Origin of the sequence: Nocardia sp. NPDC050408, assembly GCF_044458905.1 — a bacterium.
In the GTDB taxonomy this organism is placed as follows: domain Bacteria; phylum Actinomycetota; class Actinomycetes; order Mycobacteriales; family Mycobacteriaceae; genus Nocardia.
Window position 1 is genome coordinate 146,044 of sequence record NZ_JBITIL010000009.1, and the last position, 13,829, is coordinate 159,872.

At 64.3% G+C, this 13,829-nt stretch carries 11 protein-coding genes; 10 read left to right on the top strand and 1 reads right to left on the bottom strand.

Annotated features, from left to right (window positions below; genetic code table 11):
• The first annotated feature begins 106 nt into the window (after window positions 1-106).
• From araB to mmsB, 6 genes are all read left to right on the top strand, one after another.
• On the top strand, window positions 107-1,777 hold the full coding sequence (gene araB, locus ACIBJI_RS25540; protein WP_397086225.1) for a ribulokinase: 1,671 nt from the start codon (window positions 107-109) through the stop codon (window positions 1,775-1,777).
• A complete protein-coding gene (locus tag ACIBJI_RS25545; protein ID WP_364345501.1) occupies window positions 1,774-2,448 on the top strand; it encodes an L-ribulose-5-phosphate 4-epimerase in 675 nt (224 codons plus the stop codon). The genes araB and ACIBJI_RS25545 overlap by 4 nt, the downstream gene beginning before the upstream one ends.
• 32 nt (window positions 2,449-2,480) lie before the next feature.
• Complete coding sequence (locus ACIBJI_RS25550) at window positions 2,481-3,875, top strand: L-fucose/L-arabinose isomerase family protein (RefSeq protein ID WP_364345503.1); 1,395 nt, start codon at window positions 2,481-2,483, stop codon at window positions 3,873-3,875.
• A 15-nt stretch (window positions 3,876-3,890) separates the two neighbouring features.
• On the top strand, window positions 3,891-4,985 hold the full coding sequence (gene chvE / locus ACIBJI_RS25555; protein WP_364345505.1) for a multiple monosaccharide ABC transporter substrate-binding protein: 1,095 nt from the start codon (window positions 3,891-3,893) through the stop codon (window positions 4,983-4,985).
• 101 nt (window positions 4,986-5,086) lie between these two features.
• The gene (gene mmsA, locus ACIBJI_RS25560; RefSeq protein ID WP_364345508.1) at window positions 5,087-6,640 is read left to right on the top strand and encodes a multiple monosaccharide ABC transporter ATP-binding protein; all 1,554 of its coding nucleotides are present in this window, start codon (window positions 5,087-5,089) and stop codon (window positions 6,638-6,640) included.
• A complete protein-coding gene (gene mmsB / locus ACIBJI_RS25565; protein WP_364345510.1) occupies window positions 6,637-7,953 on the top strand; it encodes a multiple monosaccharide ABC transporter permease in 1,317 nt (438 codons plus the stop codon). The genes mmsA and mmsB overlap by 4 nt, the downstream gene beginning before the upstream one ends.
• A 4-nt stretch (window positions 7,954-7,957) precedes the next feature.
• On the opposite strand, the gene ACIBJI_RS25570 is transcribed toward mmsB, so the two are convergent.
• Entirely contained in the window at window positions 7,958-9,028 is a 1,071-nt protein-coding gene (locus ACIBJI_RS25570; protein WP_364345512.1) for a LacI family DNA-binding transcriptional regulator, read from the bottom strand.
• 238 nt (window positions 9,029-9,266) lie between these two features.
• Between ACIBJI_RS25570 and ACIBJI_RS25575 the strand changes: the two genes are divergently transcribed.
• Genes ACIBJI_RS25575 through yjfF form a run of 4 tightly spaced genes read left to right on the top strand, consistent with a single transcriptional unit; the run spans window position 9,267 to window position 13,813 of the window.
• Window positions 9,267-10,226 carry an ABC transporter substrate-binding protein gene (locus tag ACIBJI_RS25575; protein ID WP_364345514.1) on the top strand — a complete coding sequence of 320 codons (960 nt, stop codon included), beginning with the start codon at window positions 9,267-9,269 and terminating at the stop codon, window positions 10,224-10,226.
• Window positions 10,227-10,239: 13 nt separating this feature from the next.
• Entirely contained in the window at window positions 10,240-11,772 is a 1,533-nt protein-coding gene (locus ACIBJI_RS25580; RefSeq protein WP_364345516.1) for a sugar ABC transporter ATP-binding protein, read from the top strand.
• Window positions 11,769-12,803 (top strand): ABC transporter permease, encoded by a 1,035-nt coding sequence (locus ACIBJI_RS25585; RefSeq protein ID WP_364345518.1) that lies wholly within the window; start codon window positions 11,769-11,771, stop codon window positions 12,801-12,803. Before ACIBJI_RS25580 ends, ACIBJI_RS25585 begins: the two co-directional genes overlap by 4 nt.
• Window positions 12,800-13,813 carry a galactofuranose ABC transporter, permease protein YjfF gene (yjfF, locus tag ACIBJI_RS25590; RefSeq protein WP_364345520.1) on the top strand — a complete coding sequence of 338 codons (1,014 nt, stop codon included), beginning with the start codon at window positions 12,800-12,802 and terminating at the stop codon, window positions 13,811-13,813. The genes ACIBJI_RS25585 and yjfF overlap by 4 nt, the downstream gene beginning before the upstream one ends.
• Window positions 13,814-13,829 lie beyond the last annotated feature (16 nt).

Below are 13,829 nucleotides of genomic sequence, written 5' to 3' on the forward strand. Positions count from 1 at the left end.
CACGCCTCGACGTGAGCGATCACAATTTACCAAACGCGCAACTCCTTGACACGGGGCAAATGTTCGCGCTAACAATGTTTGCGTTAACATTGTTAGGAGCGTCACAGTGGCGGACGAGTATGTGGTCGGTGTCGACTTCGGGACGTTGTCCGGGCGGGCACTTGTTGTCAGGGTGCGGGACGGGGCCGAGTTCGGTAGTGCGGTAAGCGAATACCGGCATGGGGTCATCGATCGAGTGCTGCCTGTGACGGGCGCTGAGCTGCCGCCGGATTGGGCGTTGCAGGATCCCGAGGATTATCTCGACGTCTTGCGGACGGCGGTGCCGGAGGCGCTGGCCGAGGCGGGGGTCGACCCCGGCGATGTCATTGGGATCGCTACCGATTTCACGGCGTGTACGGTGCTGCCCACACTTGCCGATGGGACGCCGCTGTGTCGGGTGCCGGAGTTCGCGGGGCGTCCGCATGCCTATCCGAAGTTGTGGAAACACCATGCGGCACAAGCGCAGGCGGATCGGATCAACACCCTCGCCCATGAACGGGCCGAACCGTGGATCAATCGGTATGGCGGCAAGATCTCGGCGGAGTGGGAGTTCGCCAAGGCGCTGCAGATGTTGGAAGAGGATCCCGAAATCTATGCCAGAGCCGAGCGCTTCATCGAGGCTGCGGACTGGATTGTCTGGCAGCTGTGCGGCAGGGAGACCCGCAACGTCTGTACGGCTGGTTACAAGGGAATTCACCAGGACGGTAGTTGGCCGAGCAGCGACTACCTGGCTGCGCTGAATCGGGACTTCGCCGACTTCGCTGTCGGCAAGCTGGTCCACCCGCTGTCCCCGCTCGGGGGCCGTGCCGGAGGCCTGACCGAGCGGGCAGCGGGATGGACGGGGCTGCGGCCTGGGATCGCGGTCGCGGTGGGCAACGTCGATGCGCATGTCACCGCGCCCGCTGCGCGGGCTGTCGAGAATGGGCAACTGCTCGCGGTCATGGGCACGTCCACCTGCCACGTCATGAACAGTGACCACCTCGCTGAGGTCCTTGGAATGTGCGGCGTGGTGGATGGCGGAATCATCAGTGGCAGTTGGGGTTACGAGGCGGGGCAAAGTGGGGTCGGCGATATTTTCGCGTGGTTTGTCGACTCGTCGCTGCCGGGGCGCTATCACGCCGAGGCTGCCGCGCGCGGCATGGACGCCCACGCCTATCTGAGTGAGCTGGCGCAGCGGCAGCGAGTCGGTGAACACGGGCTGGTCGCGTTGGACTGGCACAACGGAAATCGCTCGGTGCTCGTCGACCATGATCTGTCCGGGGTGCTGGTCGGCCTCACGCTTGCGACGAAACCCGAGGACATCTATCGCGCATTGCTGGAGGCCACCGCCTTCGGCACCCGCACCATCATCGAAACCTTCAATGCCGCAGGCGTTCCCGTTCGCGAACTGGTGATTGCCGGTGGCCTGCTGAAGAACTCGTTGCTGATGCAGATCTATGCCGATGTGACGCGGTTACCGCTGTCGATCATCGGCTCGGATCAGGGCCCGGCGCTCGGCTCGGCCATCCATGCCGCTGTCGCCGCCGGGGCCTACCCGGATGTTCGTGCCGCCGCCAAGGCGATGGGCCGGTCGCACCGCAACGCCTACCTCCCCGATCCCGACCGCGCCGCCGCCTACGACGCCATCTACGCCGAATACCAAGCCCTACACGACCATTTCGGCCACGGCGGCACCGAGGTGTTGCACCGGCTGCGGCGTATCCGCAACGACGCACGAAGGGAAGTCGCTACCGCATGAGTGAGCGAATGGCCGCGGCCGCTATTACCGTCCTGCGCGAGCAGCTGGTCGATCTGCATCGAGAACTACTGCGCTGGAGTCTGGTGGTGTGGACCGCGGGCAATGTCTCCGCCCGGGTACCCGGCGAGGAATTGCTGGTCATCAAGCCGAGCGGGGTGTCCTATGACGAACTCACCCCGAATTCGATGGTGGTCTGCGATTTCGACGGCAAGCTGGTCGAAGGCGATCTGGCACCGTCGAGCGATACCGCCGCGCACGCCTATATCTATCGGGCGATGCCCGAGGTGGGCGGCGTGGTGCATACGCATTCGACCTATGCGAGCGCGTGGGCCGCCCGCGCGGAACCGATTCCGTGCGCCCTGACCGCGATGGCCGATGAGTTCGGCGGCGAAATTCCGGTCGGCCCCTTCGCACTGATCGGCAACGACGATATCGGCCGAGGTGTGGTCGCGACGCTGTCGGGCCACCGCTCCCCCGCCGTCCTGATGCGCAATCACGGCGTCTTCGCGGTCGGGCACGACGCGCGTGCCGCGGTCAAGGCGGCCGTCATGTGCGAGGACGTGGCTCGCACCGTGCATATCGCGCGCCAGCTCGGTGAACCGGTCACCATCGCGCAGGCCGATGTGGACAGCCTGCACGACCGCTACCAGAACGTATACGGCCAGCACTGAATTCCGGCCGCCGACAAAGGAGTACGTCCTCGATGAACCCGAAACCACGCATCGGCCTACTCGGCATCATGCAAGCCCTCTACGACGACATGATCCCGGGCATCGCCGAGCGCCAGGACCGCTACGCCCACGACATCGCCGAACAACTCGCCGATCTCGCCGACTGGACAGTCGGACGCCCGGTCAAGGATCGGCGTGACGCCGAGGCGGTCATGCGCGAATTCGTCAATGCCGATCTCGACGGCGTCATGGTGGTGATGCTCACCTACGGCCCGGCGATGCGGGTGGCCCGGTTGTTCAACGAGAACCGACTTCCGGTGCTACTGGCCAATATTCAGCCCGAGCCGAACGTCACCCCCGCCTGGGATATGGCGGATATGACCTACAACCAGGGCATCCACGGAGCCCAGGACACCGCGAATGCGATGGTCCGCGCCGAGCGTCCGTTCACGGTGGTTACCGACGACTGGAGAAGCGCGGAATTCGCCGCGCGCGTCGACCGTTGGGCGCGGGCCGCGCGAGCCGTCACCGCATGGCGGTCGCTGAAGGTCGGCGTATTCGGCTATGCCATGAACGATATGGGCGATATACGCGTCGACGAGAACGCCCTATTGCGGGCGCTCGGCCCGGAGATCAGCTTCGTGGCGCCGGGCGACCTCTACCGCGGCAGCCAGGCGGTTACCGATGACGAGGTGGCGGCGCTGATGGCCTGGGAGGACGGGGAATTCGCGATCGATCCGGCACTGACCGACGCGGAACGCGAAGACCACGCCCGGATGCAAATCGCCATCGAACGCATTCTCACCGACCGCGGCTACGGTGCGTACTCGACGCATTTCGATGCGATCGGCGAGGACGGCCGGTTCCAGCGGCTGCCGCTGGCCGCAGCATCGAGCCTGATGGCCAAGGGCTACGGCTATGGCGCGGAAGGCGACGCGATGGCCGCCGCCATGGTGTACGCGGGACATCAGCTGATCGGTGACGGCCATTTCACCGAGATGTACGCGATGGACTTCCCCTCCGACTCGATCCTGATGAGCCATATGGGCGAAGGGAATTGGCGCATCGCGCGCACCGACGAGCCGGTCCGGCTGATCCGGCGCGAGCTCGGCATCGGCAAGCTCGACGAACCGCCGACCTTCGTGTTCCGCTACCAGCCGGGGCCCGCGACGCTGGCCTGTCTGGTTTCGCTCGGCGGCGAAAAATTCCGAATGGTGGTGGCCGAGGGCGAGGTGCTCGACAGTCAGCAACTGCCCGCGCTGGAGATGCCCTACGGCCAGTTCCGGCCCGCGAGCGGCGTGCGTGCCTGCATGGATGGCTGGCTCACCGCCGGCGGACCGCACCACCAGGTCATGAATATCGGCCAGCACGCCGCCGACTGGCAGGTCTTCTGTCAGCTCGCCGGCATCGAGTTCGTCCAGGTCTAGTCAAGGAGTTGTGCCATGCCCACCATCAACCGACGCGGACTCTTCGCCGGCGCCGCCGGTGTCGCCGCACTGTTGGCCGCCGCCGCGTGTTCCGTTGAGGACAGCGGGAATTCGTCCGCGACCGGCGGCATGATCGGCATCGCCATGCCGACGAAATCCTCCGAACGCTGGGTCGCCGACGGTAACAATATCGTCAAACAATTCAAGGACCTCGGCTACGACACCGATCTGCAGTACGCCGAGGACGTCATCGAAACGCAGGTTTCGCAGATCGAGAACATGATCACCCGTGGCGTCAAAGCCTTGGTGATCGCGGCGATCGACAACAAATCGCTCACCGGCGTACTGCAGCAGGCCAAGACGAACAAGATTGCGGTGATCGCCTACGACCGACTCATTCGCGACACCGCGAATGTCGACTATTACGCCACCTTCGATAACTTCAAAGTCGGTGTGCTGGAAGCGAATTACATCGCCGACCGACTCGGCCTGCGGGATGGTAAGGGCCCGTTCTCGATCGAACTGTTCGCCGGTTCTCCCGATGACAACAACACCTACTACTTCTTCAACGGCGCCATGTCGGTGATCCGGCCCTATCTCGACTCCGGCAAGCTGGTCGTGCGCTCCGGACAAACCGCCGTCGATCAGGTGACCACCCTGCGCTGGGACGGCGCAACCGCCCAGTCCCGGATGGAGAACCTGCTCAGCGCCAATTACTCCACCACGAATATCGATGCCGTGCTGTCCCCCTACGACGGCCTCAGCATCGGCATCGTCTCGGCCCTCAAGGCGGTCGGTTACGGCAGGGGCGATAAGAAGATGCCGGTCGTCACCGGTCAGGACGCCGAGAAGGCGTCGGTGAAGTCGATCATCGCCGGCGAGCAGACCATGACCGTGTTCAAGGACACCCGCGACCTCGCCAAACGCGCCGTGCAGATGGTCCATGCGATCCTCACCAGCGGCACGCCGGAAACCAATGACACCACTTCCTACGACAACGGCGCCAAGAAGGTGCCGTCGTATCTGCTGCAGCCCGTCTCGGTCGATAAGGACAACTACCGGAAGGTGCTCATCGACTCCGGCTACTACTCCGAGCGCGACTTCGCCTGACGACCAGGAAAGGGCTGCCCGCATGGCCGAGTCAGGGCCCGGAGGCGGCGGCCTGCGTAACCACGGAGGGCCCCTCGGGCATGCAGAAAAGGACACTGCCCATGACAAAGCACATTCTCGAAATGCGCGGAATCACCATGGAATTCCCGGGTGTGAAGGCGTTGGACGCGGTGGATTTCGCGGTGGCCGACGGCGAGATCCACGCGCTGGTCGGCGAGAACGGCGCGGGCAAATCCACGCTCATGAAGGTGGTCAGCGGCGTCTATCCGCACGGCTCCTACAGCGGACAGATCCGCATGGACGGTACCGATGTGGCGTTCAAGGATATTCGCGGCAGCGAGGCGGCGGGTATCGCGATCATCCACCAGGAATTGGCGCTGGTGCCGCAGCTTTCGATCGCGGAGAACATCTTTCTCGGCAATGAACGGCTGCGCAGCTGGACCGTCGACTGGCACGAGACCAACAGGCAGGCGATGCTGCTCATGCGGCAGGTCGGTCTCGTCGAGGATCCCGAAACCCTGGTCGCCGCTCTGGGCGTCGGTAAACAGCAACTCGTGGAAATCGCCAAGGCGCTGTCCAAACAGGTGCGATTGCTCATCCTCGACGAACCGACCGCGGCACTCAACGAGACCGACAGTGCGAGCCTGCTCGCGCTGCTGCGGCAACTGCGTGCACAGGGCATCACCTCGATCCTGATCTCGCACAAGCTCAATGAGGTTTTGGCAGTTGCCGATTCGATCACCGTGCTGCGCGACGGCCGGACCATCGAGACCCTGGATGCGGCGGCCGCGGAGGTTACCGAGGATCGCATCATCAAAGGTATGGTCGGTCGCGATCTCGACCATCGGTTCCCGCCGCGGGAGGATCCGCAGATCGGCGAGGTGTTCTTCGAGATCGCCGATTGGAATGTCGACCACCCGACCATTGCCGATCGCCGGATCGTGCGGGATGCGGCGCTGAATGTGCGGCGCGGTGAGATCGTCGGTATCGCCGGGTTGATGGGTGCCGGGCGCACCGAGTTGGCGATGAGTGTTTTCGGCCGGTCGTATGGTCGCAATATTCGCGGCACGATTCGCAAAGACGGTGCGGTACTGAAAGTTTCGTCGGTGCATGACGCTATCGGCGCGGGGATCGCCTATGTCTCGGAGGACCGTAAGCAATACGGACTGATCCTCGATGAGGACATCCGGCGCAATATGACCCTCGCCAATCTTCCCGCGGTCTCCCGGCACACCGTCATCGATACCCATCGCGAGATCGTCGAAGCCGAGCGCCTGCGCACCCGGCTGACAGTGAAGACGCCGACGGTATTCCAGAAGGTGGGCAATCTCTCCGGCGGGAACCAGCAGAAGGTCGTGCTCGGCAAATGGATCTTCACCGAACCCGATCTGCTGATCCTCGACGAGCCGACCCGCGGTATCGACGTCGGCGCCAAATACGAGATCTATCTGATCGTTCAGCAGCTCGCCGCAGCCGGAAAAGGCGTGCTGATCATCTCCTCGGAACTGCCGGAACTACTCGGCTTGTGTGACCGCGTCTACGCGATGAGCCAGGGCCGCATTACTGGGGAACTCCCGAAACACGAAGCCACACAGGAGGCTGTCATGAAACTGATGACACGCGGAACCGCCACGGCCGAGGCGGTAACCGAATGACGTTGCTGGACAAGCTCGAGGACGACGACTCCGCCGAGGTAATCGCGAAGGCCGTCGAGCGGAAACAGGTCGGTGCGCTCGCGGCCCTGCGTCGCACCCTGCGCGGTAATGTGCGCCAGTACGGCATGATCGTGGCGCTCGTGGTGATCACACTGCTGTTCCAAATCCTCACCACGGCAAAGCTTTCCGACGGCGTCAGCCTCTTGACACCGCTCAATGTCACGAATGTCATCCTGCAGAACGGCTACATCCTGGTGCTCGCCATCGGGATGATGCTGGTGATCATCAACGGGCACATCGACCTATCGGTCGGATCACTGTGCGCGCTGGTCGGTGCGGTGACCGGTATCGCCATCGTGCAGTGGCACTGGCCGTGGCCGCTGGTCGTGCTGGCGGCCGTGGCGATGGGCGCGGCCATCGGTGCGTGGCAAGGATATTGGATCGCCTACGTCAAAATTCCGGCATTCATCGTCACCCTGGGCGGCATGCTGCTGTTCCGTGGTCTGGCGCAACTGGTGCTGAAGGGCCAGTCGATCGGTCCGTTCCCGCAGGGCTTCGTGAATATCGCGGCCGGCTACCTCCCGAATTGGTTGCCGCTGCATGCCGTTCAATTCGCCGGGTTCAACGGAATCGCCATCCGGCTGCGCGTCGGCGAGCTGAACGGTTTGACATTGCTCATCGGCGTGCTCGCGGTAGCAGCCCTGGTGTGGTCGCAATGGCGGGTGCGGCAGCGCCGTTACTCCTATGGCCTGCCTGCCGGACCGCGCTCGCTGTTCATCGCGAAGTTGGCGTCGCTCGGCGCGGTCATCCTGGCATTCAGCTTCGTATTGGCGTCCTATAACGGGATTCCGATCATCGGCGTCATTTTGATCGTGTTGATCGTGCTGTATTCGTTCGTCATGAACCGCTCGGTGATCGGGCGCCGGATCTACGCCGTCGGCGGCAATGAGAAGGCCGCACAACTTTCCGGGGTGAACACCAAGGCCAATACGTTCTGGGTTTTCGTGAACATGGGCGTGCTCGCGGCTCTGGCGGGCGTCATCTTCGCGGCCAGGCTCGGTGCGGCAACTCCGAAGGCGGGACAGAACTTCGAGCTCGACGCTATCGCCGCGGCGTTCGTCGGCGGCGCGTCGGCCAGCGGCGGTATCGGTACGGTCGTCGGCGCCATTGTCGGAGCGCTGGTGATGGGCGTGATGAACAACGGCATGTCGATGCTCGGCGTCGGCAGCGACTGGCAGCTGGTCATCAAGGGCCTGGTGCTGCTGGCCGCGGTGGCGTTCGACGTCTACAACAAGAAGCGCGCGGCGGCCTGAGCACTCACCGCTGGGCCGGTGCCGCCGTGCTGTCGCGCGTGACCAGCGTCGGCACCACCGACGGCGATGCCGGTTCGGCGGCGGTGCCGTCGAATTCCAACAGGCGCAACAACATCTGCATGCTGCGGCGGCCCACCTCGTCGAAGTCCTGTCGGATGGTCGTCAGCGGCGGCGATAGGTAGGCGGCTTCCGGAATATCGTCGAAACCGACCACCGAGATGTCGGCGGGTACCCGGATGCCGCGTTCGGTGAAGGCGCGCAGCAGGCCCAGCGCCATCTGGTCATTGGCCGCGAAGACCGCGGTCACATCGGGCTGTGCGGCGAGCAGCAGTCCCGCTTCGTAGCCGGAGCGGGCGCTCCAATCCCCGCCGATCACCGGAGGAATCGGCGCACCTGCGGCCTCCAGCGTGCTTCGCCAGCCCTCGATGCGGTCGCGCGCCTCCAGCCAGTCACTGGGACCGGCGACCTGCCATACCGTGCGATGTCCCAGGTCGAGCAGATGCTGGACGGCCAGCCGGGCACCCTCGACCTGATCCACCGAAACCGATGGCAAGCCGCTGTCCTGTCCGGTCTCTACCGCGACGGCCAGCAGGCGTTCAGGCAGATTGTGCAGTGCCGCGGCGGCCGCCATCTGCGGGGCGATGACGATGATCCCGTCCACGCCCTGATCGGCCAGACTGTTCGCGGCAGCCAACACACTGGAGCGGTCCACCGTCTCCAGCGCGAAGATGCTGACACCGTAACCCGCTGTGCGAGCGGCACGTTCGATGCCGAGCAGGGTGCACGCCGGGCCGTACAGAATGGTGTCGAAACTGACCACGCCGAGCATATTCGAGCGCCTGCTGACCAGGCCCCTGGCCATGGCGTTGGGGCGGTAGCCGAGTTGCTCGACGGCGCGCAGCACCCGCTCACGGGTCTCCGGCCGCACGTTCGCGCTGCCGTTGAGCACCCGCGACACGGTCTGGTGGGAGACTCCGGCGAGTTTGGCGACATCGGTCATGACCGCCGGGCGCGCACCCGTCGGCCGAACCGCCGTTGAGATGTCCCCGGCGGCAAATCCGTCCCTGTCCCTCACATCCCACCTTCCAAGCGTCGCGTCGAATAGTCGTCCCGGTTCCCCCAGGTTAACGCTCACACAGCCGGTGGCCGCACCACGACCCGAACCACCGCACCGACCTCGGCAACCGATATCCGGTCGTCGCCATCAGATTACGGCCGTCAGAGCTCTTGACTAGAAGAATGTGAGCGCTAACACTAACAGGACTACCGCACCTCGGTGCAACGCGTTTCACAATTCGAGGGAGAGCCTGATCGTGTTGAAGAGGCTTCTGATCACCGCCAGCGCACTTGTTTTCACCGCAGCCACGGCCGTCGGCTGCGGCAGCTCGGGAAGCGACCAGACCGTACTCGGGTTCTCCCAGGTTGGCGCCGAAAGCGGTTGGCGCACCGCGAATACGAAATCGATCCAGGACGCCGCGGCCGCGGCCGGCATCCAGCTGAAATTCGCTGACGCCCAACAGAAACAGGAAAACCAGATCAAGGCGATCCGCACCTTCATCCAGCAACGCGTGGATGTCATCGCATTCTCCCCCGTCGTCGCATCAGGATGGGACACCGTCCTGAAGGAGGCCAAGGACGCCAAGATTCCGGTGATCCTCACCGACCGGGCGGTCGACTCGGCCGATACCTCGCTGTATGTGACCTTCCTCGGCTCGGATTTCGTCGAAGAAGGTCGCAGGGCGGCGAATTGGCTCGTCGACGCGACCAAGAACTCGAATGACACCGTGAATATCGCGGAGTTGCAGGGGACCACCGGATCCGCGCCCGCGACCGATCGGAAGAAGGGCTTCCAGGAGGTCATCGGCGCCGACCCGAAGTTCAAGATCATCGCATCGCAGACCGCGGAATTCACTCGCGCCAAGGGTAAAGAGGTCATGCAGGCATTCCTGGCCGCGCACCGGGATATCAACGTGTTGTACGCGCACAACGACGATATGGCCCTCGGTGCGATCCAGGCCATCGAGGAAGCGGGACTGAAGCCGGGTAAGGACATCAAGATCATCTCGATCGATGGGACGCGAGATGCCTTCCAGGCCATGGCCGACGGCAAGATCAATGTGGTCGTCGAATGCAATCCACTGCTCGGCCCGAAGCTGATGGAGATCACCAAGGAGGTCGTCGCGGGTCACCCGACGCCCAAGCGGATCGTCACCGACGAAGGCGTCTACACCCAGGACCAGGCCGCCGCGGCGCTGCCCACCCGGACGTACTGAGCCGGAGCAGTGCATGTCGGAACCGACTGTCACACCCGCACTTCGGATGTCGGGCATTGTCAAGCGTTTCGCCGGGGTCACCGCACTGTCCGAGGTGGACCTGCGGCTGCTCCCCGGTGAGATACACGCATTGGTCGGTGAGAACGGTGCGGGCAAATCCACCCTCATCAAGGTGCTCACCGGAATTCACGACGCCGATGCTGGAACCATCGAACTCGACGGTCGCCCAGTGCGTTTCACCGGCCCGCAGCAGGCGCTGCGGGCCGGGGTGAGCACCGTCTATCAGGAGGTGAATCTGTGCCCGAATCTGTCGGTCGCGGAGAACATCTACATCGGACGGGAACCGCGGCGCGCCGGTCTTGTCCGATTCGCCGCGATGCGTCGCGATGCCGCCCGGCTGCTGGACAGACTGCATCTGAACATCGATGTGGCTGCCCCGCTCGGCTCGTATTCGCTTGCGGTGCAACAGCTTATCGCCATCGCCCGAGCTGTCGACCTGGATGCGAAGGTTCTCATCCTGGATGAGCCGACCTCATCGCTGGACACCGGTGAGGTCGAGCAACTGTTCGCGGTGATGCGCCGACTCGCCGCCGAAGGTGTGGCAATCGGGTTCGTCACCCACTTCCTCGATCAGATCTTCGAGATCTGCGACCGGGCCACAGTGCTGCGCAACGGCACCCTGGTCGGCGAATATCCGGTAGCACAACTGACCCAGAAGGATCTCATCGCGCACATGCTCGGCACGGCGTTGAGCACGCTCGACGAGATCGAGCACGAGAAGCCGGATCCCGCGGTGGTCGCGCGTCACGATCCGTTGTTGCAGGCGACGGGGATCGGAGGCCGCCGTAATTCCGTCGCGCCGTTCGATCTCACTGTCCGCGATGGCGAGGTGGTCGGGTTGGCCGGGTTACTCGGCTCCGGCCGCACCGAGGTGGCGCGACTGCTGTTCGGTGCCGACCGCGCGTCCACCGGGAATCTCCGCGTTGCGGGCACACCGACGGCGCTGCGCTCGCCGCGCACCGCGATCGACCATCGGATCGCCTTCTGCCCCGAAGATCGCAAATCTCAGGGCCTGATCCTCGACCTGTCGGTGCGCGACAATATCGTGCTCGCGGTCCAGGCCGCGCGCGGTTGGGCCCGGCCGTTGTCTGCGCGCAAGCGTGACGAACTCGTCGCCGGATACATCACCTCGCTGCGGATCGTCCCGGCCGATCCGGATACGCCGGTGAAATTCCTCAGCGGCGGCAACCAGCAGAAGGTGCTGCTGGCCCGCTGGTTGGCCACCCGGCCGAAACTGCTGATCCTCGACGAACCGACGCGCGGCATCGATATCGGCGCCAAGGCGGAGATCCAGCGGCTGGTGGTCTCGCTGTCCGAGGAGGGCATGTCGGTGCTGTTCATCTCCGCCGAACTCGAGGAGGTGCTGCGGCTGAGTCACAAGGTGGCGATCCTGCGCGATCGGCGGCTGGTCGCCGAACTGGTCAACGATGCCACCCTGACCATGGATCGGCTCACCGAAACCATTGCGAGCGGAGCAGTTTCATGACGCTTTTTCGAAACCACCTGTTCTGGCCCGCGGCGGCGCTCATCGCATTGCTGATCGTCAACGTGGCGTTCACGCCCGGCTTCCTCTCGATCCGCATCCAGGACGGACACCTCTACGGCAGCCTGATCGATATCCTGCGCTACGGCGCACCATTGGTGCTGATCTCGCTCGGCATGACGCTGGTCATCGCGACCCGTGGCATCGACCTTTCGGTCGGCACGGTCGTGGCGATCGCGGGCGCGCTTGCCTGTCTGCACATCAGCAATATGCCGAATCAGGCCGATGCCGGTGGCGTCGCCGTCGCCGTACTGATCGCGCTCGGCGTGGCGGTCGTGCTCGGACTGTGGAACGGAGTGTTGGTGGCGCGCTTCGGGATTCAGCCGATCGTGGCGACATTGATCCTGATGGTCGCCGGACGTGGTGTCGCACAGCTGATTACGTCGGGCCAGATCATCACGATCAACAGTCCGCCGTACAAGGTGATCGGTGGCGGCTATCTGCTCGGCCTGCCGGTGCCCGTCCTGGTCGCGGCCGCGGTGTTCACCGGCCTCGCGGTTTTGTTGCGGCGCAGTGCGCTCGGGCTGCTGCTGGAATCGGTGGGCGGCAATGCCGAGGCGGCGCGTCTGGTCGGCATCCGGGCCGGTGGTCTGATCGTCGCCGTATACGCGGTCTGCGCATGCTGTGCGGCCATCGCGGGCCTGATGATCAGTTCGAATGTCTCTGCGGCCGACGGCAATAACGCCGGTCTGTGGATCGAACTCGATGCGATTCTCGCGGTCGTCATCGGTGGTACCGCGTTGACCGGTGGGCGATTTCAACTCGGCGGCACCGTTCTCGGCGCGCTGGTCATCCAGACGCTCACCACCACCATCTACACCGTCGGGGTACCTCCGGAGACGACGTTGGTTTCCAAGGCGGTCGTGGTTATCGCGGTGTGCCTGATCCAGTCACCGGCGTTTCGCGCCAAGGTTTTCCGCCGTCGCCGCCAACCGGTCGGCACTCCATCGACACCGACGGGAGCGACCATATGAACGCGCTGACCGCGGCCGCGGCCAAGGCCCCTGTATTGCGCCGGGCAACGATTCGCGGACACCGCAGCCGGTACATCCCAGTGCTGGCCACGGCGGCATTGTTCGCCGTCATCTACGGCGTCGGCGTGATCCGCTATCCGGCATTCGGCTATCCGCAGGTTTTCGTGAACCTGTTCATAGACAACGCCTTTCTGCTCGTCCTCGCCGTCGGTACGACCTTCGTGATTCTCACCGGCGGCATCGACCTGTCCGTCGGGGCGGTGCTGGCCTTGTCCACGGTGGTCTCGGCCTGGCTGGTGACCGTGCACGGGTGGCCGCCGTTGCTGGTCATGCCGCTGATGCTGGTCGGGGGCACACTCTTCGGCGCCGGTATGGGCGCGGTGATCCACTACTTCGAGATCCAGCCGTTCATCGTGACGCTGGCCGGTATGTTCCTCGCGCGCGGGCTGGCCTATGTCATCAGCACGGATTCGATCACGATCACCGACCCGGTGTATACGGATCTGGCGCAGCGGCGATTCCGACTCGGCGGGGACGTATTCCTGACGGTCGGCATGATGGTCGCGCTGGTGATCATCGCGGCGGCCTTCGTCGTTCTGCACTACACCCGGCTGGGTCGCACCGCGTATGCGATCGGCGGCAACGAACAGTCGGCGCTCATGATGGGTCTGCCGGTGGCCAGGACCAAGGTGGCCGTATACGCGATCAGCGGCTTCTGCTCGGCACTCGCGGGCATCCTGTTCACGCTCTACACCCTGTCCGGCTGGAGCCTGCACGCCGTCGGCATGGAACTCGACGCCATCGCCGCGGTCGTCATCGGCGGCACCCTGCTCACCGGCGGCTCCGGATTCGTCCTCGGCTCGGTACTCGGTGTACTGACCCTCGGCGTAATCCAGACCATCATCAGCTTCGAAGGCACCCTGAGTTCCTGGTGGACCAAGATCTTCATCGGCGTCCTACTACTCGCCTTCATCCTGCTGCAGCGCACCATCGGAACACGCGACGGATAGGTAGGTGCCCCGGTTT